This window comes from Pseudomonas sp. RHF3.3-3, from assembly GCF_048069595.1.
In the GTDB taxonomy this organism is placed as follows: domain Bacteria; phylum Pseudomonadota; class Gammaproteobacteria; order Pseudomonadales; family Pseudomonadaceae; genus Aquipseudomonas; species Aquipseudomonas fuscovaginae_B.
In genome coordinates, this window is sequence record NZ_CP182250.1 from 1,818,195 (window position 1) to 1,837,552 (window position 19,358).

The 19,358-nt window shown below is 65.1% G+C and carries 18 protein-coding genes; 8 read left to right on the plus strand and 10 right to left on the minus strand.

Annotation, left to right across the window (positions count from 1 at the left end):
• Positions 1-131: 131 nt before the first annotated feature.
• Both ACMGT0_RS08275 and ACMGT0_RS08280 read right to left on the minus strand, forming a co-directional pair.
• Positions 132-308 carry a hypothetical protein gene (locus ACMGT0_RS08275; RefSeq protein WP_192842693.1) on the minus strand — a complete coding sequence of 59 codons (177 nt, stop codon included), beginning with the start codon at positions 306-308 and terminating at the stop codon, positions 132-134.
• 90 nt (positions 309-398) lie between these two features.
• Complete coding sequence (locus ACMGT0_RS08280) at positions 399-1,304, minus strand: LysR family transcriptional regulator (protein ID WP_054057986.1); 906 nt, start codon at positions 1,302-1,304, stop codon at positions 399-401.
• Between the two features lie 113 nt (positions 1,305-1,417).
• Here ACMGT0_RS08280 and ACMGT0_RS08285 point away from each other — a divergent pair, with 113 nt between their 5' ends.
• Together ACMGT0_RS08285 and ACMGT0_RS08290 are read left to right on the plus strand one after the other, a co-directional pair.
• Positions 1,418-2,302: an MBL fold metallo-hydrolase gene (locus tag ACMGT0_RS08285; protein WP_416772162.1), complete on the plus strand. Its 885-nt coding sequence runs from the start codon at positions 1,418-1,420 to the stop codon at positions 2,300-2,302.
• A 105-nt stretch (positions 2,303-2,407) separates the two neighbouring features.
• Entirely contained in the window at positions 2,408-3,022 is a 615-nt protein-coding gene (locus ACMGT0_RS08290; protein WP_054057988.1) for an NAD(P)-dependent oxidoreductase, read from the plus strand.
• A gap of 149 nt (positions 3,023-3,171) precedes the next feature.
• Here ACMGT0_RS08290 and ACMGT0_RS08295 read toward each other — a convergent pair whose 3' ends face one another.
• The gene (locus tag ACMGT0_RS08295; protein ID WP_054057989.1) at positions 3,172-4,062 is read right to left on the minus strand and encodes a LysR substrate-binding domain-containing protein; all 891 of its coding nucleotides are present in this window, start codon (positions 4,060-4,062) and stop codon (positions 3,172-3,174) included.
• Between the two features lie 138 nt (positions 4,063-4,200).
• On the opposite strand from ACMGT0_RS08295, the gene ACMGT0_RS08300 reads away from it, so the two are divergent.
• Together ACMGT0_RS08300 and ACMGT0_RS08305 are read left to right on the plus strand one after the other, a co-directional pair.
• Positions 4,201-5,838 carry a 5-guanidino-2-oxopentanoate decarboxylase gene (locus ACMGT0_RS08300; protein WP_054063967.1) on the plus strand — a complete coding sequence of 546 codons (1,638 nt, stop codon included), beginning with the start codon at positions 4,201-4,203 and terminating at the stop codon, positions 5,836-5,838.
• On the plus strand, positions 5,838-7,286 hold the full coding sequence (locus tag ACMGT0_RS08305) for an aldehyde dehydrogenase family protein (protein ID WP_416772165.1): 1,449 nt from the start codon (positions 5,838-5,840) through the stop codon (positions 7,284-7,286). Before ACMGT0_RS08300 ends, ACMGT0_RS08305 begins: the two co-directional genes overlap by 1 nt.
• A gap of 18 nt (positions 7,287-7,304) precedes the next feature.
• Here ACMGT0_RS08305 and ACMGT0_RS08310 read toward each other — a convergent pair whose 3' ends face one another.
• Complete coding sequence (locus ACMGT0_RS08310; protein ID WP_054060848.1) at positions 7,305-8,234, minus strand: AraC family transcriptional regulator; 930 nt, start codon at positions 8,232-8,234, stop codon at positions 7,305-7,307.
• A 347-nt stretch (positions 8,235-8,581) separates the two neighbouring features.
• Here ACMGT0_RS08310 and ACMGT0_RS08315 point away from each other — a divergent pair, with 347 nt between their 5' ends.
• Together ACMGT0_RS08315 and ACMGT0_RS08320 are read left to right on the plus strand one after the other, a co-directional pair.
• Entirely contained in the window at positions 8,582-8,947 is a 366-nt protein-coding gene (locus tag ACMGT0_RS08315; protein ID WP_054060847.1) for a putative quinol monooxygenase, read from the plus strand.
• A gap of 39 nt (positions 8,948-8,986) precedes the next feature.
• Positions 8,987-9,217 carry a hypothetical protein gene (locus tag ACMGT0_RS08320; RefSeq protein WP_054060846.1) on the plus strand — a complete coding sequence of 77 codons (231 nt, stop codon included), beginning with the start codon at positions 8,987-8,989 and terminating at the stop codon, positions 9,215-9,217.
• Between the two features lie 14 nt (positions 9,218-9,231).
• Here the strand turns inward: ACMGT0_RS08320 and ACMGT0_RS08325 are convergent, their stop codons facing one another.
• The 6 genes from ACMGT0_RS08325 to bglX form a co-directional block, all read right to left on the minus strand.
• The gene (locus tag ACMGT0_RS08325; protein ID WP_054060845.1) at positions 9,232-9,861 is read right to left on the minus strand and encodes a flavin reductase family protein; all 630 of its coding nucleotides are present in this window, start codon (positions 9,859-9,861) and stop codon (positions 9,232-9,234) included.
• A 165-nt stretch (positions 9,862-10,026) separates the two neighbouring features.
• Entirely contained in the window at positions 10,027-10,299 is a 273-nt protein-coding gene (locus tag ACMGT0_RS08330; protein ID WP_416772168.1) for a hypothetical protein, read from the minus strand.
• Between the two features lie 332 nt (positions 10,300-10,631).
• The gene (locus tag ACMGT0_RS08335) at positions 10,632-11,954 is read right to left on the minus strand and encodes an MFS transporter (protein ID WP_054060843.1); all 1,323 of its coding nucleotides are present in this window, start codon (positions 11,952-11,954) and stop codon (positions 10,632-10,634) included.
• 289 nt (positions 11,955-12,243) lie between these two features.
• A complete protein-coding gene (locus ACMGT0_RS08340) occupies positions 12,244-13,569 on the minus strand; it encodes a sigma-54-dependent transcriptional regulator (protein WP_273819224.1) in 1,326 nt (441 codons plus the stop codon).
• A complete protein-coding gene (locus ACMGT0_RS08345) occupies positions 13,563-15,329 on the minus strand; it encodes a sensor histidine kinase (RefSeq protein WP_054063970.1) in 1,767 nt (588 codons plus the stop codon). The genes ACMGT0_RS08340 and ACMGT0_RS08345 overlap by 7 nt, the downstream gene beginning before the upstream one ends.
• 152 nt (positions 15,330-15,481) lie before the next feature.
• The gene (gene bglX / locus ACMGT0_RS08350; RefSeq protein WP_416772171.1) at positions 15,482-17,773 is read right to left on the minus strand and encodes a beta-glucosidase BglX; all 2,292 of its coding nucleotides are present in this window, start codon (positions 17,771-17,773) and stop codon (positions 15,482-15,484) included.
• A 236-nt stretch (positions 17,774-18,009) separates the two neighbouring features.
• On the opposite strand from bglX, the gene ACMGT0_RS08355 reads away from it, so the two are divergent.
• A complete protein-coding gene (locus ACMGT0_RS08355; RefSeq protein ID WP_273819226.1) occupies positions 18,010-18,618 on the plus strand; it encodes a LemA family protein in 609 nt (202 codons plus the stop codon).
• Between the two features lie 28 nt (positions 18,619-18,646).
• Positions 18,647-19,357 (plus strand): TPM domain-containing protein, encoded by a 711-nt coding sequence (locus ACMGT0_RS08360; RefSeq protein ID WP_054063972.1) that lies wholly within the window; start codon positions 18,647-18,649, stop codon positions 19,355-19,357.
• The last annotated feature ends 1 nt before the right edge of the window (position 19,358 follow it).

A 19,358-nucleotide genomic window follows, 5' to 3' on the forward strand; every position in this document is an offset into this window, starting at 1 on the left:
GTTTGAAACGCAGGTTAGGCAAGGCAAAAATCGGCGAGGAAGCGGAGTTTACTGGAGTAAATGAGCATTCCGAGCCGGTTTTTAACGCCGCATAACCAAGTTTCAAGCGATTTCGTACATAGCCTAGGGCCTTACCTCAAGGCACTGAGGCTCGCGGTGTGCGGCACGCAGTGCTCCAGGTTGCAGCTGGCGACGGCGTGGGGCGCCTGCCTGATCTGTTCGACCCGCCAGGCCGCGGTGGCGTACAGAGCCAGTACGGTGCCGATGGCAAGTACGGCGGCACATGTTCTTGTTTTTAGAATATTCATGACGCAGACCTCTGACTGTCGAACCCGGTTCGCGAGAAGTACTGAGTTCAAGATTAGGCCAGTTGCCGCCACTTGCCAGCTTTTCCTCGATCAGAGGTCCTTGTCCCAGGCCGGTGTTTCCGGAAACCGCACCACCAGGAAATCGAGCATGCTGCGCAGCGTTGCCGGCATGTGCTTGCGCGAGGCATACACGGCGTACATGTCCATGGTGCGCGGTTCGGCGTGGGCCAGCAGGCGCACCAGTTCGCCGCTGCGCAGGTATGCCCAGGCCTGGTAGGTGGGCAGCATCGAGATACCGGCACCGGCCATGGCGGCACGCAGCAGGGTGCTGGCCTCGTTCGCGCTGATATTGCCCTGCACCGGGACCGACACCTGCTCGCCGTCCTGTTCGAAGTGCCAGAGGCTCTTGCCGAAGTAGGAATGCGTCAGGCAGTTGTGGCGGCTCAGGTCCTCCACCCGCTGTGGTGCCGGGTGTTCGCGCAGGTAGGCCGGCGAGGCGCAGATCACCGAGCGGCAGACGGTCAGCCGCCGGGCGATGAGGTTCGGGTCCAGGTCGTTGCTGGCGCGGATGGCCAGGTCGATGCGCTCGTCCACCAGGTTGACGGTGCGGTCGAGCATCTGCAGGTCGATGTTGACGCCGGGGAAGCGGCGCACGTACTCGGTCATCGCGTCGGCGAACTGGGCCTGGCCGAACGAGGTGCTGACGCTGATCCGCAGCAGGCCGCGCGGCGCCTCGTCGGGGATGCTCACGGCGGCCTGCATGTCGCCGGACAGCTCCAGCAGTTGCCGGCAACGCGGCAGGGTTTCAGTGCCGGCCGCAGTCAGGCTCAGCTTGCGGGTGGTGCGATGCATCAGCCGTGCACCGATCCAGTCCTCCAGTTCTGCCAGGTAGCGCGAAACCACCGGGCGTGACATTTCCAGATGGTCCGCCGCCGCCGACTGGCTGCCCAGGTCGACCACTGTGACGAACACCCGCATGGCGGTGAGACGATCCATGATTTGCTCGCTTTGAGAAACAAACTATGTCCCAGCATCGCATTTTTTGTATCGGTTCGGGCAACTAAGCTCTGTCCATCGCCTATCACGGCCTACAGATACCGGAGCGTTACATGATTGGATTCACCTCACTTCGCCGCCTCCTGCTCGCCAGCGCGGTGCTGGGTTTTGCCGCCCACGCGGCCGCCGCCGAGCCGGCGCTGACCCTGGATGTCTACAACCCCGGCACCTCGGCGATTTTCCCGGTCAGTTCGGTACTGGTCAGCGGTAGCAAGGAAGCGGTGCTGGTCGACGCCCAGTTCGGCAAGTCCCAGGCCGAACAGGTGGTGGAGAAGATCCGCGCCAGTGGCAAGCAACTGACCGCCATCTACATCAGCCATGGTGACCCGGACTACTACTTCGGCCTGGACACCCTCACAAGGGCCTTTCCCCAGGCCAAGGTGCTGGCGTCGGCGCCGACCGTGGCGCACATCAAGGCCACGGTCGACGGCAAGCTGGCGTTCTGGGGGCCGAAAATGGGAACTGATGCTCCCGCCAGGACCATCGTGCCGGAGGTCCTCCAGGGCAATCGTCTGATGTTGGAAGGACGCGAGCTGGAGGTGATCGGCCTGGATGGCCCGCAGCCGGATCGCAGCTTCGTCTGGATCCCGTCGCTCAAGGCGGTGGTCGGCGGCGTGGTGGTCGCACAGAACATCCACGTGTGGATGGCCGACACCCAGTCCGCCCAGTCCCACCGGGACTGGCTGGCGACGCTGCAACGGATCCAGGCGCTGCGGCCGAAGATCCTGGTGCCGGGCCATTTCCTGGGTGACGGCCCGCATACGCTGGCCGCCGCACAATTCACGGCGGACTACATCAAGGCCTTCGACGAGGAAACGGCCAAGGCCAAGGACTCGGCGCAACTGATCGCGGCGATGAAACAGCGTTATCCGAACCTCGGCGAGGAATCCTCCCTGGAACTCAGCGCCAAGGTCGCCAAGGGTGAAATGAAGTGGTGAGCCGGCCCGGCCACTGACAAAAGGGTTTGCGGATCAGGCGCCCTGTTCCCGGACAGGGCGACTCCCTCGACGCACAGCGTCATTCGATTGGAACTGGAGAGTGTCATGAGCAAGATTGCAATCATCGGTGCCACCGGTCGTGCCGGTAGCCAACTGCTGGAAGAAGCCCTGCGTCGCGGCCACAGCGTCACGGCCATTGCCCGCAACACGGCCAAGATCGCCCATCGCGAGGGTGTGGTCAGCAAGGCGGTCGATGCGCTGGACGCCGCGGCGCTGGAAGCGGCGGTCGCCGGCCATGACGTGGTCATCAGTGCCGCACACTTCGCCACGTTGCCGGCGGCGGCGGTGATCGGCCCGGTGAAGAAGGCCGGGGTCAAGCGCCTGCTGGTGGTCGGTGGGGCCGGTTCGCTGCTGCTGCCGGACAACAGCCGGGTCATCGACAGCCCCGGCTTCCCGCCGGAGTACAAGGCCGAGGCGAGCGCCGGGGCGGCATTCCTGGAGAGCCTGCGCCAGGAAAAGGAACTGGACTGGACCTTCCTCTCGCCCTCGGCGGAGTTCGTCGAGGGTGAGCGCACCGGCCGTTTCCGTCTGGGCAAGGATCATCTGCTGGTGAGTGCCGAAGGGCGCAGCTGGATCACCTTCGCCGACTATGCGATTGCCCTGTTGGACGAAATCGAGCAACCCGCCCACTCGCGTCAGCGTTTCGCCGTCGGTTACTGATCCCGTCCTTTGGCGGCCGGAAAATGGCCGCCTTCGGCGGATCGCCAGCGAGCCGGCTCCTGCAGGTTGTGCGTTGTACACAAGACGGGTGGACGACGCCGACACTCCGGGAGCCGGCTTGCTGGCGATAGCGGAACGTTGCATCGCCCCTACCGATCAGTCCGCTGCGCCGCCTGCCCCACCAGCCACTCCCTCAGTTCATGCAGCGCCGCCGACCCCTCCGAGCGCTTCGGATACGCCAGGTAGTACGCCTGCCCGGTACGCACCCGCAAATCGAACGGCATCATCAGTCGGCCGGCACTCAGGTCCTCGCCGATCAATGCCCAGTCGCCGATCGCCACGCCCGTGCCCTGGGACGCCAGGGACATCGCCACGTCCATGGTCTCCAGGTGCTGGCCCTGGCCGATATTGCCCAGGCTGACACCGGCCGCCTCGAGCCAGGTCTGCCAGTCCTGCTGGTCCAGCGTGGGGTGCAGCAGGGTGTGGTGCTCCAGGTCAGTGACCTGCTCCAGCGCGATCGCGCCCTGCCTCAACTGGGGTGAACAGACCGGTGTCAGTTGCTCGTCGAACAGATGGTGGGCGGTCACCGCGGGGCCCGGCGGGGCGCCATAGATCACCGCCACGTCGAAGTCCTCGCGGCGGAAGTCGACCCCGTGCTGCAGGCTGGTGGTCAGTTCCACCGGCACATCCGGACGCTCCTTGCGCCAGTGCAGCAGGCGCGGCAACAGCCAGCGGATCATGCAGATCGGCGCCTTGAGCTTCAGCGCCGGATGCCCGGCGCCCACGTGGTCCACCGCCTCTTCGATCTGCCGGAACACTTCCTGTATCCGTGGAAACAGCTCGCGTCCCTGGGCGGTCAGGCTCAGGCCGCGGGCCTGGCGCTGGAACAACGCATAACCCAGGTGCTGCTCCAGCCCGGCGATCTGTCGGCTCACCGCACCCTGGGTGATGTGCAACTGCTCGGCCGCCCGGGTGAAGTTGCAGCACTGGGCGGTGATCAGAAAGGTATGCAGCGCCGGCAAGGGTGGAAGACGTTTCATGGCGGACTCAGGCATGACGACAGGACATGGCTAGTATGACTATTTTTGCGTTGTGCCCGCCATCACCCGGACGCTCCAATAACGCCACCACCGTGGCCCGCGCTGCCACGGTCAAGACGAACAACAGGGGGGCAAGCGATGGCGACGTGCGGCGAAGTATTGGTCAAGTTACTGGAGGGCTACGGGGTCGAGCAGGTGTTCGGCATTCCCGGCGTGCATACCGTGGAGCTGTATCGCGGCCTGGCAACCTCAACCATCGAGCACATCACGCCACGGCATGAGCAGGGTGCCGGCTTCATGGCGGACGGGTATGCGCGCACCAGCGGCAAGCCCGGGGTATGTTTCATCATCACCGGCCCCGGCATGACCAATATCACCACCGCGATGGGCCAGGCCTATGCCGACTCGATCCCGATGCTGGTGATCTCCAGCGTGCAGTCGCGCAGCCAGTTGGGCGGCGGGCGCGGCAAACTCCATGAACTGCCGAACCAGAGCGCCCTGGTGGCCGGCGTGGCGGCGTTCTCCCATACCCTGATGTCGGCGGCTGAGCTGCCTGCGGTGCTGGCCCGGGCATTCGCCCTGTTCCAGGCCGGGCGGCCGCGTCCGGTGCATATCGAGATCCCGCTCGACGTGCTAGTGGAAAACGCCGACGCCTTGCTCGACAGCCAGCCGGTGAACATTGCCCGGGCCGGTGCGGCACCCGCCGCCGTGGCGCAAATGGCCGACTGGCTCGCGGCTGCCAAACGCCCGCTGATCCTCGCCGGTGGCGGTGCCATCGACGCCGCGCCGGCCCTGACCCGGCTCGCCGAACGGCTCGACGCGCCCGTGGCCCTGACCATCAACGCCAAGGGCATGCTGCCCGGCGAGCATCCGCTGCTGATCGGCTCGACCCAGTCCCTGGTCGCCACCCGCGCCCTGGTGGCCGAGGCCGACGTGGTCCTGGCGATCGGCACCGAGCTGGCGGAAACCGACTATGACATCACCTTCGCCGGCGGTTTCGAAATCCCCGGTACCCTGCTGCGCATCGATATCGACCCGGACCAGACCGTGCGCAACTACCCGCCCAAGGTCGCCCTGGTGTCCGATTCGCAAGTGGCGGCAGAAGCGTTGCTCGTCGCGCTCGATGGTCGCAGCCTGGCTGCGCGCCGCGACGATTGGGGGCACCGCCGCGCTGCGGCCCTGCGTGCCGAACTCGACAGCCAGTGGGATGCGCCGACCCGTGCCCAGACGCGCTTTCTGGAAACCATTCTCGAGGTGCTGCCGGATGCGGTGCTGGTGGGCGATTCGACCCAGCCGGTGTACACCGGCAACCTGACGCTCAACCCGCGGCAGGCGCGGCGCTGGTTCAACGCCTCCACCGGCTACGGCACCCTTGGCTACGCCTTGCCGGCGGCGATCGGCGCCTGGCTCGGGCGTTCCTCCCGGCGTGACGAGCGCGGCGCGGTGGTCTGCCTGATCGGTGACGGCGGCCTGCAGTTCACCCTGCCGGAACTGGCCAGCGCGGTCGAGGCGAGCACGCCGGTGATCGTCCTGCTGTGGAATAACCAGGGGTACGAAGAGATCAAGAAATACATGGTCAACCGCGCCATCACGCCAGTGGGTGTGGATATCCATACCCCGGACTTCGTCGCGGTCGCCAAGGGCCTGGGCTGTGCCGCCGAGGCCGCCAGCAGCGAGGAAAGCCTGCGCAGCGCCCTGCGTGCCGCAGCAGGACGTTCGGGCCCCACGCTGATTGAAGTCGACCAGGCGCTCTGGATGAACGGAAGGGGGCAGTGATGAAAGCGCAAATGAATCAGGACGGCCTCTACATCGATGGTCAGTGGCGTTCCGGCAGCGAACAGCTGCGCGTGATCAACCCGGCCACCGAAGCCTTGCTCGGCAGCGTTTCCGGTGGCGATGAGCAGGCGGTCGGGCAGGCGGTGGCGGCGGCGGTGCGGGCGTTCGCCGGCTGGTCGGCGAGCCGGGCCGCCGAGCGTGGCGCGATACTGCGGCGAATTGCCGAGGGAGTACGCGAACGTCGCGAGAAACTGATCCAACTGCAATCGACCAACAACGGCAAGCCGCTGTTCGAGGCGGCGATCGACGTCGATGACGTGATCGCCACCTTCGAGTACTACGCCGGCCTGGCCGAGGGCCTGGATGAGCGGCAGGACCAGGACGTGGCGTTGCCCAGCGACGACTTCGCCGCTCGCGTGCGCCGCGAGCCGTGTGGCGTGGTCGGGTTGATCGTGCCGTGGAACTTCCCGATGGTCACCACCGCCTGGAAGCTCGCGCCGGCGCTGGCTGCGGGCTGCTGCGTGGTGCTCAAGCCATCGGAGGTGACGCCGTTGCCGGAGCTGGAACTGGCCTCGATCATTGCCGACAGCGGCCTGCCGGCCGGGGTGTTCAACCTCGTCTGCGGCACCGGCCTGGCGGTGGGTGCGCCGCTTGCGGCCGACCCGCGGGTGGCGAAGATCTCCTTCACCGGCAGCAATGCGGTGGGTGTCCAGGTGATGCAGCGGGCGGCGGAAACCATCAAGGGCGTCAGCCTGGAACTGGGAGGCAAATCGTCGCTGCTGGTGATGGCCGACGCCGACCTTGACCTGGCGGTCGAAATCGCCAGTGGCGGCGCCTTCTTCAACGCCGGGCAGATGTGCTCGGCGACCAGCCGGGTGCTGGTCGCCGACGAGATCGCCGACGAGTTCCTGTTGCGCCTGAAGGCGCGGGCTGAAGCCATTCGCGTGGCCGATCCGTTCGCTCCCGAGGTGGAGATGGGCGCGCTGGTCAACCAGGCGCAGTATCAGCGGGTGTTGGGGCACATCGATCGTGGCCTGAGCATGGGCGCACGGCTGGTCTGTGGCGGTGGGCGGCCGCCGGGGTTGTCCCGCGGCTACTTCCTGAAGCCGACGGTGTTTACCGAGGTGCCGCTGGACAGCGCCTTGTGGCGCGAGGAAATCTTCGGGCCGGTGGTCTGCGTACGCAGTTTCGCCAGCGAGGCCGAGGCGATCGCCCTGGCCAACGACAGCGAGTTCGGCCTGGTGGCGAGTGTCGTCACCACCGATGGCGAGGCGGCGGACCGCATCGCCAATGCCTTGCAGGCCGGCCTGGTGTGGATCAATGCACCGCAGGTGATCTTCCCGCAGGCGGCGTGGGGTGGCTACAAGCGCAGCAGCCTGGGGCGGGAGCTGGGCCCCTGGGGACTGCAGGCGTTCCAGGAGATCAAGCACGTGGTGCGGGCCCGCTGAACAGGGCCACCTCCCATTTCAGACACTCTGGCGCAGCCGCGCCAGATCCCGCAGCGGCGGAGCGCCGAACAGCCGGCTGTATTCGCGGCTGAACTGCGACGGGCTTTCGTAGCCGACTCGATAACCCGCCGCCGAGGCGTCCAGCCCTTCGGCGAGCATCAGCCGCCGTGCTTCCTGCAGGCGCAACTGCTTCTGGTACTGCAGTGGGCTCATGGCGGTCATCGCCTTGAAGCGGTGATGCAACGTCGAAACGCTCAGGTTGACTTCCCGTGCCAGGTCGTCGATGCGCAGCGGCTGCTCGAAGTTGCTGTTCAACCACTTGATCGCCTGGTTCACCCGATGCCCCTGGCTGTTGGCGATGGCGATCTCGTACAGGCGATATCCCTGCGGGCTGCGCAACAGCCGATAGAGGATCTCCCGGCGCACCAGCGGCGCGAGCATGGGAATGTCCTTGGGCGCATCGAGCAGCCGCGAAAGGCGCAGCAGGGCGTCGAACATCGGGGTATCCACACGCTCGACATACAGCCCCAGCCCGGTTGGTCGGCTGGGCACACCCAGGGGACCGGCTTCGGCGATCAGCGCGCTGATTTCATTCGGGTCGATATCCAGGCGCAAGGACAGGATCGGCGACTCGGGTGTGACATTCACCACCCGCCCGGCGAGGGGCATCGACACCGAGACCACCAGGTAATGCAGCGGGTCATAGATGAAATGGCCGTCGCCCAGGCGTATTTCCTTGCGGCCCTGGGCCATGATGCACAGCGCCGGTTGCGCCAGCACGGGAGCGAAATCATAGGGGTGGCTGTGGCGCCCCAGCACCAGCGAGTCGACGGCGGTCTGGTAGTTGCCGTCCTCGGTGGCGTGGCGACGAATGATGTCGGCCAGTTCCTGGCGCTGTTTTTCCATCTCCGGGGGGATCGGTTCTTGCGGCAGTTCGGACAGTGGCATGCAGAATCCCCTCGGGAAAGTCACTTTCAACGGGCCATAGCTTAAGTTTGGGCAAGGGGGATCGCCAGCCGGATCCTGCGCAATTCTTGCCTGATCCTGCCGCGACCCGTCATGACCGCCGGATGACTGCGCTGACCGCAGACCAGGCTTGCTTAAAACTCCGGACCCGCCAGCAGAGCGCTGGCCTGGCGCTGTACCCGAGGGGCAAGGCGCTGCGGCAGGATTGTGCAATAAGCTGACAGGAATCGACTAACGACCCCTCGCCGGGGGCACTAATCTATGTTTGCGTTGCCGTCGTCCCGGCGGTTGATGGCGCGAGAACAACATTCCTTTCGGGAGAGCCGAGCATGTCCAAGCATATCCCTGTCAGTCACATGGCCTTCGTTCGCGCACGCCCGGGGCGCTCCGCCGAGCTGGGCGCCCGTCTGAGCAGCCTGATCGAACCGTCCCGCCAGGCACCCGGTTGCCTGCAGTTCTCCCTGCAACACTCCCTGGCCGATGCCGACCTCTGGCTGGTCTCCGGTTTCTGGGCCAACCAGCCGGCCATGACCGCCTACTTCAACACGCCGGCCATGCAGGTGTTCGGTGAGCTGGTGCAGGACCTGGTGGTCGACAGCCTGGATTTCCATACCTTCAGCGAGGTGTCCGCCGCCCGTGCCCAGTGCGACTATCACTTGTCCAGCGCAGGTTCCCTGCAACGGCTGGCCAGCTGATTTAGAATGCCGGCCGATCAATTGGCCGGGATAACAGGCATGGCACGTAGAGAGTTTGCACAGTTCGAAGCAGTTTCAGCAGCCGTTCGCGGCGAAGCCGGCTACAACGCGGCGATTGCGGTAAAGGCCCTGGGCGGTTTCGAGCCACCGCGTTTTCATAAAATCCTTGCAGAGCAGACATTCAAGACCGCCCTCGAGGCCGATCAGGCCGCCGAGCAGGAACTGGCGCGGCTGATCGACGTCGACGCCGAGGGCGAACTGTCCTGGTGATGGGGCCGCAGTGATCAACCCGTCACTTGTGGACGGTACATCTTGAACAGGGCTTGCGGACCGAGCTGGAAGTAGTCCGCCGGGCCGCCGCCACGCAGGATCGGTTCGGCGGCGGCGGTATCGTAGATCCCATCCTTGAGCAGATGCCTGGCGATATGCACGGCAACCACTTCACCCAGGATCAGCCAGCTCGGCACCAGGGCCTGGTCTGCGCGTTGCAACTGAATGATCTGGGTGACCTTGCATTCGAAGGACACCGGGCTTTCCTGCACCCGCGGTACGCTGATCACCTTCGACGCCACGGGCGTCAGACCGGCCAACTGGAACTCATCGACCTCGGGCGGTACGGCGGCACAGCTCTGGTTCATCGCCTCGGCCAGCGGGCGGGTGGCGAGGTTCCAGGCGAATTCGCCGGTCTGTTCGATGTTGTTCAGGCTGTCTTTGCGGCCGACGCTGGAGAAGCCGATGATCGGTGGGATGTAGTTGAAGGCGTTGAAGAAACTGTAGGGCGCCAGGTTCAGCCGGCCCTCGGCACTCTGTGAGGAGATCCAGCCGATGGGGCGTGGGCCGACAATGGCGTTGAACGGATCGTGGGGCAGGCCGTGGCCATTGGCAGGTTCGTAATAGTGAATATCGTCAGGCATGGTTCGCGGGTTCCGCAGGGACAATCGGGGATCGATAGTGTGCTTGGCATCGCGGACAAAGGCGATAGGCCGTTCGCAGGACGTTGCCTCTGGCGTGCGGATTTTCCTTCCCTCCAGAAATGACTAAGCCCGGCCTGAGCCGGGCTGTGATGCCATCCGGGTCTGTCAGCTGATTGCCGCAGCGCCAGGAGTCTTGTCGTAGCCGTCGGCCGCGATGGCGTTGGCGCCGGGGGTCTTGTCGTAGCCATCGGCAGCCACAGCGTTGGCGCCAGGAGTCTTGTCGTAGCCGTCGGCCGCGATGGCGTTGGCACCGGGAGTCTTGTCGTAGCCATCGGCAGCCACGCGATAGGCGGCTGGGGTGTGGCTGTAGCCATCGGCAGCGTAGGTATTGGCGGCCAGTACGGAAAGGGTCAGGGCGAGGATCAGTTTGGTGTTCATGGTGGTTGCTCCAGTTGGGTTTTGGTTTTGCTCAGTGGGTGTGGAAGTGATATTACGCTTGTTAATTTGATTAAAAAGCGCAAATTAGTGCTTAAACAAATCGAATTATTCGATGTTGTGGGCGGCGCGATCAGACGGCGGTCACTGGATGCCTGGGGGGCGGGTGCGCAAGTCGATTCGGCGTAGGATCAGGATGAGGGGCGGGAATTAACGGGCTATTAATTGCCAAGAGTCTTGAGCATTGCACGGGGGGGGGGCTGGGAGCCGGCAAACCGGCTCCCAGCCAAGAGCAGTGTCGGCCCGTCATGGAAGGCCGACACGAGCAAAGGTTATCAGTCGGTCTCGATCCGCGAATGCCGACGGGTGTCCTTCATGGTGACATACACCAGCAGCGACACCGCGATGCAGGCGGTCACGTACCAGTAGTAGCCGGTCTCCATGCCGATGCTCTTGAACCACAGCGCGATGTATTCGGCGGTGCCGCCGAAGATCGATACGGTCAGTGCGTAGGGCAGGCCCACGCCCAGGGCGCGGATCTCGGTGGGGAACAGCTCGGCCTTCACCACCGCGTTGATCGAGGTGTAGCCGCTGACGATGATCAGCGCCGCCATGATCAGGAAGAATGCGCCCCACCAGGTCTGGATGGTGTGCAGGGTGCTCAGGATCGGTACGGTGCAGAGTGTCCCGAGAATCCCGAAGGCGATCAGGATCGGCCGCCGGCCCACCTTGTCCGAGAGCGCACCGACCACTGGCTGCAGGCACATGAACAGGAACAGCGTTGCCGCCGAGATCGTGGTGGAGTCGGAGATGCTCATGCCGACGGTGTTCACCAGGTACTTCTGCATGTAGGTGGTGTAGGTGTAGAACGCCAGGGTGCCACCCATGGTCAGGCCGACCACGGTCAGCAGTTCCTTGGGATGACGCAGCAGCGTGCGCATCAGGCTCTCTTTCGGCTTTTCCTTCTTCTTCACGAACGACTCGGTTTCTTCCATGCCGCGACGCAGGTAGAGCGCGACCACCGCGCACAGGGCGCCGATACCGAAGGGAATCCGCCAGCCCCAGTCCTGCAGTTGTTCGACACTGAGAACCTGCTGCAGCACGATCAGCACCGCCAGGGCGATGAGCTGGCCGGAGATCAGGGTCACGTACTGGAAGCTGGAATAGAAACCACGGCTCTGCCTGGTGGCCATCTCGCTGAGGTAGGTGGCGGAAGTGCCGTATTCGCCGCCGACCGACAGCCCCTGCATCAGGCGGGCAACCACCAGCAGGATCGGCGCGCCGATGCCGATGGTTTCATAACCGGGGGTGAGGGCGATGATGAGCGAGCCTGCGCACATCAGCAGGACCGAGGCCATCAGGGCCGCCTTGCGGCCCTTGCGGTCGGCGTACAGGCCCATCAGCCAGCCGCCGATCGGGCGCATCAGGAAGCCCACGGCGAAGATCGCGGCGGTGTTGAGCAGTTGGGCGGTGGTGTCGCCCTTGGGGAAGAAGACCTTGGCGAAGTACAGCGAGAAGGCGGCGTAGACGTACCAGTCGTACCACTCGACCATGTTGCCGACCGATCCGCTGAAAATCGATTTCAGGCGGCTGGCGGTGGTTCTTTCTTGTGCCGGCGCGACCGCCGACCCCAGGGGAAGGGTAGTGGAGTTATCCATCTAGGGAACCTTATGAGTCATTGTTGTTGTAGAGCGCGCGGGAGCGCAGCCTGACCCCTCCATAGCAGGAGCCATGCCAGGGCTGTAAGGCCCGTTCCAGAGCGGTTGGCAGGATTGGGTGAGCGGAAATCCGCTTATGCCGGAGTGGGGCGTGAGCGGAAAACCGCCGATACGAACGACGCTATCTGTAGGAGCGTGGCTTGCCCGCGAAGAACGATGACGGGGTATGGCTGAGCGACCGCGCCATCTTTTTCGCGGGCAAGCCCGGCTCCTACAGGTTGCGTCGTTGCTACAGGAACATCTCGCGGGTCAGTCCGTGGCGTTGCAGCTTCTCGTTGAAGGTGCGCCTTGGCAGTTGCAGTTCTTCGAGCACCGCCTTGACGTCACCCTTGTGCCGGGTCAAGGCCGAGCGCAGGCACTGCGCCTCGAAGGCCTCCTGCTGGGCCGCGAGGGACTGGCCCGGATCGATATTGACCGGTTCCGGCTCGCCCAGGCCGAGCACCGAGCGTTCGGCGGCGTTGGCCAGTTCGCGGACGTTGCCCGGCCAGTCATGGCTCAGCAGCCGGACCAGTTGCGACCCGCTCAATGGCGTCGCACGGCGCCCCAGGCGCTCGGCCGCGTCCTGGGCAAAGTGTTCGAACAGCAGCGGGATGTCTTCGCGCCGCTCGCGCAAGGGTGGCAGGCGCAGTTCGGCCACCGTCAGCCGATACGCCAGGTCCTCGCGGAAACGTCCGGCCCGGGACTCTTCCAGCAGGTCGGGCTTGGTCGCGGCAACGATGCGCAGGTCGACCGGGATGCTCTGGTTGGAACCCAGGCGTTCGAGCTTCTGTTCCTGCAGCACCCGTAGCAGTTTCACCTGCTGGGCCAGTGGCATGCTCTCGATCTCGTCGAGAAACAGGGTGCCGCCATGGGCATATTCGAGCTTGCCGATCCGCTTGCCCTGGGCGCCGGTGAAGGCGCCGCTCTCATGGCCGAACAACTCGGCTTCGAACAGTGGCTCGGGAATCGCCGCGCAGTTGAGCGCGACGAACGGTTTGCTCGAACGCGGCCCGAAGTCATGCAGGCAGCGGGCGACCCGTTCCTTGCCGCTGCCGGTCTCGCCGCGGATCAGCACGTTGACCGGCAGGGGCGCCAGTTCCAGCACTTGCCGGCGCAGGGTCTGCAGGCTGCGGGACACGCCCAGCAGGCAGGCGTCGAGGCGTGAGCGGCTGTCGGCCTGTTCGTGCAGGCGGCGGTTCTCCAGCACCAGTCGGCGTTTCTCCAGGGCACGGCCGAGGCTGCCGAGCAGGGCTTCGGGGCTGAAGGGCTTTTCCAGGAAGTCGTAGGCACCGTCACGCATCGCCTCGACCGCCATCGGCACGTCGCCGTGGCCGGTCAGCAGGATCACCGGCAGGTCGGCGTCGAGTGCCCGCACCCGCGCCAGCAGTTCCAGGCCGCTGAGGCCGGGCATGCGCACGTCGCTGATGATCACCCCGGGAAAGTGCGCCGGCAGTTGCGCCAGGCACTCCTCGGCGCGGCTGAACAACCGGACCGAGAAGCCCGACAGGCTCAGCCACTGTTCCACGGCCGTGCGAATGCTGGCTTCGTCATCGACCACGATTACCGAGTTCAACATGGTTCACGGACCTCCACGGCGATTGGCAGGGCCAGGGTGAAGCAGGCGCCGTCGTGCCGGTTGACGACGCTCAGGCGGCCGCCCTGTTCATGGACGATCGCATAGGAAACCGCCAGCCCCAGGCCGAGGCCCTCGCCGACCGGCTTGGTGGTGAAGAACGGATCGAAGACCTTGGCCAGATGTTCCTCGGCAATTCCACCGCCGCTGTCGGCCACCGTCAACAGCCACAGTTGCTGGTCGGCCTCGATGCGGATTTCCAGGCGCTTGAGCGGCTTGTCACGCATGGCGTCGAGCGCGTTGCGCAGCAGGTTGATCAGCACCTGTTCGAGGCGGATCGCATCGCCGCGGACCCTGGCCGGCCGGGTCAGGTGCAGGGCGATGCTGACGTTGTCCTCCCGCAGGCGCGGGTCGAGCAGGTGCAGCGCCTGGTCGACCACGCCGGCCAGGTCCAGCGGCTCGCGCAGGCCGCTGGGGCTTTGCCGGGCGTAGGTCTTGAGATGGCCGGTGAGGGCGGCCATCCGGGTCAGCATTTGCTCCAGGGGGGCCAGTGCTTCCCGGGCGGCGTCGAGCCGACCGTGGTCGAGCAGCAGGCGCAGGGTCGCCAGTTGCATGCGCTGGGCGGTCAGCGGCTGGTTGATCTCGTGGGCCAGGGCGGCGGACATCTGTCCCAGCGCCGCCAGCTTGGCCGACTGCACCAGGCCATCCTGGGCCGTGCGCAGGTCGCGGGTGCGCTCCTCCACCAGTCGTTCCAGCTCCGCGCGGCTGCGCTGGCGCAGGCGGGCCAGGCGCCAGCGCTGGCTGAGGAACAGGACGAGAAACACCAGGGTCAGCCACAGGCCGGCACCGGCGAGCCCGGCATTGCGCCGTTCCTCGGCGGCCAGTTGCGGCTTGCGCAGCAGGTGCAGGGTCCAGTTCTCGGTGTCCAGCGGCAGCGATTCCCAGAGCAGATCGGCGCTGCCATCGGGCGTGGCCACCCGGCTCAGGTAACTGTGGCTGTCGAACACCCGCAGGGTCTGATGCTCGATGGTGCTCAGTGGCTGCTTGTCGTACTGGCGGGTGCGGCCGATTTCGCTGCGGTCGTTGTCCGACAGTGGGCGCAGCAGGCGATAGCGCCAGGCCGGCTGGTTGGAGATGAACACGATGTCGCGGGCGTCGCTGACCAGCAGGATGTCGCTGCCCTTGCCCCATTCGCGTTCGATCTCGGGGAACTCCAGCTTGACCACCATGGCACCGATGAACTCGCCGTTGTCGTTGAGCACCGCGCTGGAGAGGAAGTAGCCGGGAATCCCGCTGGTCACCCCGACCGCGTAGAAATGCCCGCTGCCTTCGCTGCGGGTCTGGTTGAAGTAGGGGCGAAAGCCGTAGTAATGGCCGACGTAGCTGCTGGGCAGGCGCCAGTTGCTGGCGGCCACCGACAGGCCGTTGCGATCGAGCAGTTGCAGGGTCGAGGAACGTGCGGCGCCGTTCATGCGTTCCAGCTTGCGGTTGAGCGCATCCTGCTGTTGCGCGGTGAGCGGTCCGTTGAGGGCCTGGCGCAGTTCCGGGTCCAGGGCGATCACGGCCGGCATGGCGCGGTATCGTTCGATCAGGGTGTGCAGGGAGTTGGCGTACAGCGCCAGCTGCCCCCGTCCGCGGACGGCATCGTCCAGCAGTGCCTGCTGCGTGGCACGGTGCATTGCCCAGCCGGCGGCCAGCACGGTGCCCGCGAGAATCAGCAGGGTATGGAGCAGCAGGCGCAGGGAACGAGGGATCGGCGGCATGCGGGCAATGACAGGCTGGAGAGAGGGCGGGAAAGATAACACGCCATGGAGCGGGGGATGCAGAAGGGGCGGGTGGTGCGGTGGGCGCCGCAGCCCGCTCCCACAGAGTCAGGCTCCCACGGTGGGGAGCCCTCAGGGCACGGGTAACCCTGTTACAGCAATTCGAAGCTCTGTTGCGTCACGTCCCGGGAATCCAGGCCAATCTGCACGTTGAACTTGCCCGGCTCGGCCACGTACTTGAGCTGGGTGTTGTAGAACTTCAGGTCGTTCTCGTCGATGGTGAAGTGGATGACCTTCTCTTCCCCGGCCTTGAGCATCACCTTCTGGAAGTTCTTCAGTTCCTTGACCGGACGGATCATCGAGCCGGCCACGTCCTGGATGTACAACTGCACCACGGTCTCGCCATCACGCTTGCCGGTGTTGCGCACGGTGATGCTGGCGTCGAGCTTGCCGCTCTTGTTCAGCGTGGTCGAGGACAGCGCCATGTTGCTCAGGCTGAAGTCGGTGTAGCTCAGGCCGTAGCCGAACGGATACAGCGGGGTGTTTTCCTCGTCGAAGTACTGCGAGGTGTAGTTGCCCGGCTTGCCCGGCGTGAACGGCCGGCCGATGGTCAGGTGATTGTAGTACATCGGCACCTGGCCGACCGAGCGCGGGAAGGTGATCGGCAGCTTGCCCGACGGGTTGTAGTCGCCGAACAGCACGTCGGCGATGGCGTTGCCGCCTTCGGTCCCGCTGAACCAGGTTTCCAGCACGGCGTCGGCCTGGTCCTGTTCCTGGCCGATGGTCAGCGGACGGCCGTTCATCAGCACCAGCACCAGCGGCTTGCCGGTGGCCTTGAGGGCGGCGATCAGCTTGCGCTGGGTCTCGGGGATGTTCAGGTCGGTACGGCTCGACGATTCGTGGGACATGCCGCGCGATTCGCCCACCGCGGCCACCACCACGTCGGCCTGCTGTGCGGCCTTGACCGCTTCGTCGATCAACTGCTGCTCGGGACGCGGGTCATCGACCACTTCCGGCGCATCGAAGTTGAGGAAGTTGAGGTAATCGACGATCTTTTTGTCGGTGGTGATATTCGAGCCGCGGGCATAGACCAGTTGACCCTTGTCACCCAGGGCGCGGCTCATGCCGTCGAACAGGGTGACCGATTGCGCGGGTTGGCCAGCGGCGGCCCAACTGCCCATCATGTCGATCGGGGCCTTGGCCAGCGGACCGACCACGGCGATCTTCGCCGACTTCGCCAGCGGCAGGGTCTGTTTCTCGTTCTTGAGCAGCACCAGGCTGCGCTTGGCCACGTCGCGGGCTTCGGCGCGGTGCAGGCGGCTCTCGGCATTGGTGTCGGCCGGATCGTCTTCGGCCTTGCCGATACGCAGGTACGGGTTCTTGAACAGGCCCATGTCGTACTTGGCACCGAGCACTTCACGCACGGCGTTGTCCAGCTCGCGCTGCGGCACTTCGCCGGACTTGATCAGCCCCGGCAGTTCCTTGCCGTACAGGGAGTCGTTCATGCTCATGTCGATGCCGGCCTTGATCGCCAGCTTGGCCGCTTCGCGACCGTCCTTGGCGACGCCATGCTTGAGCAATTCGAAAATCGCCCCGTGGTCGCTGACCGCCAGGCCCTTGAAGCCCCAGTCCTTGCGCAGCAGGTCCTGCATCAGCCAGGTGTTGGAGGTGGCGGGCACGCCGTTGACCGAGTTCAGCGCGACCATCACCCCGCCGGCGCCGGCGTCGATGGCGGCGCGGTAGGGCGGCAGGTAGGTCTGGTACATCTTCACCGGGCTCATGTCGACCACGTTGTAGTCGCGGCCGCCTTCCACCGCGCCGTACAGGGCGAAGTGCTTGACGCTGGCCATGATGCTGTCGGGCGCGCTCGGGCTCTTGCCCTGGTAGGCCTGGACCATCACCTTGGCGATGCGCGAGACCAGGTAGGTGTCTTCGCCGAAGCCTTCGGAGGTGCGGCCCCAGCGCGGATCGCGGGAGATGTCGACCATCGGCGCGAAGGTGATGTCGAGGCTGTCGGCACTGGCTTCCTGGGCGGCGATACGCCCGGAGCGGCCGATGGCGTCCATGTCCCAGCTGGAGGCCAGGCCCAGGCTGATCGGGAAGATGGTGCGGTGGCCGTGGATCACGTCATAGGCGAAGAACATCGGGATCTTCAGCCGGCTGCGCATGGCCGCGTCCTGCATCGGACGGTTTTCCGGGCGGGAAATGGAGTTGAAGGTGCCGCCGATGTTGCCCGCGGCGATTTCCTTGCGGATCAGTTCGCGGGGCATTTCCGGACCGATGCTGATCAGGCGCAACTGGCCGATCTTTTCCTCGAGGGTCATCTGCTTCATCAGGTTGGCGATGAAGGCGTCCTTGTTTTCGATGGGAGCGGACTTCGTGTCCGCCGCAACCGGGAGACTGGCCAGGCCGACAGCAAGGCCCAGCAAACACAGCTTCTTCATGAATGATTATCTCGGGAGTCCGATTCAGCGACTGCTCGTTGGGCGCCGGCCGGGCTGTTTCGTTATTGGGAGCGGCTATTGTTGTGCCAATAAATCCAGCACACTGCTGAACTGTTTTTCGCGCTGGGCATCTTTTAGCTGATTGGCTTCATACATTCCAGTGGCGGGGGCGGATTATGCCCTACGCAAGGCCCTGGCCATTGTCCCTTTTTATCGTTTCAAGGAGCGTTTCGAGCATGCATGCACTCCAAGGTTTGCGTTCGAGCTGGAGAATCGCCGCCCTGGCCCTGCTGGCCAGCATGCTGGCGGGCTGCGGCATCAACAACATTCCCACCTACGACGAGCAGGTGAAGGCCAACTGGGCCCAGGTACAGAACCAGTACCAGCGGCGCGCGGACCTGATTCCGAACCTGGTGGAAACGGTCAAGGGCTACGCGAAGCAGGAGCAGGACACCCTGACCGCGGTGATCGAGGCCCGCTCGCGGGCGACCTCGGTGCAGGTCGATGCCAGTACCCTGGACAACCCGGAGAAGCTCAAGCAGTACCAGGATGCCCAGGGCCAACTGACCGGCGCGCTGAGCCGGCTGATGGTGGTGTCGGAGCGTTATCCGGACCTCAAGTCGAACCAGAACTTCCTCGCCCTGCAGTCCCAGCTCGAAGGCACCGAGAACCGCATCAGCGTGGCCCGGCGCGACTTCATCCTCAGCGTGGAGAAGTACAACACCGAGATCCGCACTTTTCCCGGCCGTCTCTGGCACAGCCTGATGTACAGCGACCTGCCGCTGCGGCCGAACTTCGAGGCGACCGCCCAGGATGCCGACAAGGCACCGCAAGTGAAGTTCTGACCGCAGTGTCATCACGGATGAGGTAGGCATGCGTATTTTCAAGAGCGCCCTGTGGCTGTTGCTCTGCACGCTGGCAATGGTGGCCAGGGCCGACTTGCAGTTTCCCGAACTGACCGGACGGGTTGTGGACAATGCCGGGATGATCGACGCCGCGGTGGCCGAGGACCTGAGCCGGGAGTTGCAGGCCCACGAAAAGGCCACCGGCGAGCAGATCGTGGTGGTCACCCTGCCGAACCTGCAGGGCGCCACCATCGAGGAATTCGGCTACCAGTTGGGCCGGCACTGGGGCATCGGCCAGAAGGATCGCAACAACGGTGCGCTGCTGATCGTCGCCCGTGACGAGCGCAAGGTGCGTATCGAGGTCGGTTACGGCCTTGAGGAACGCCTGACCGATGCCCGCGCTTCGCTGATCATCAACCAGTTGATCGTGCCGCAGTTCAAGCGTGGTCATGTTTCCAGCGGTATCCGCTCCGGGGTCGAGGCGATGCTTGATACCCTGGGCGGCAAGGTACAGGACGAACCCGAGCCGGAGGGAGACTTCGGTTCGCGACACCCGTTCCTGGTCGGCTTGCTCTGCGTGCTGTTCGTGCTGTTCTGCGCGATCATGCAACTGATGGGCTATGGGCCCAGGGGTGGCGGGTCCGGTGGCCTGGGCGGCGGCGGTGGCAGTCGTTCCGGCGGTGGCTTCAGCGGTGGCGGTGGCAGTTTTGGCGGCGGCGGATCGTCGGGCAGTTGGTAAC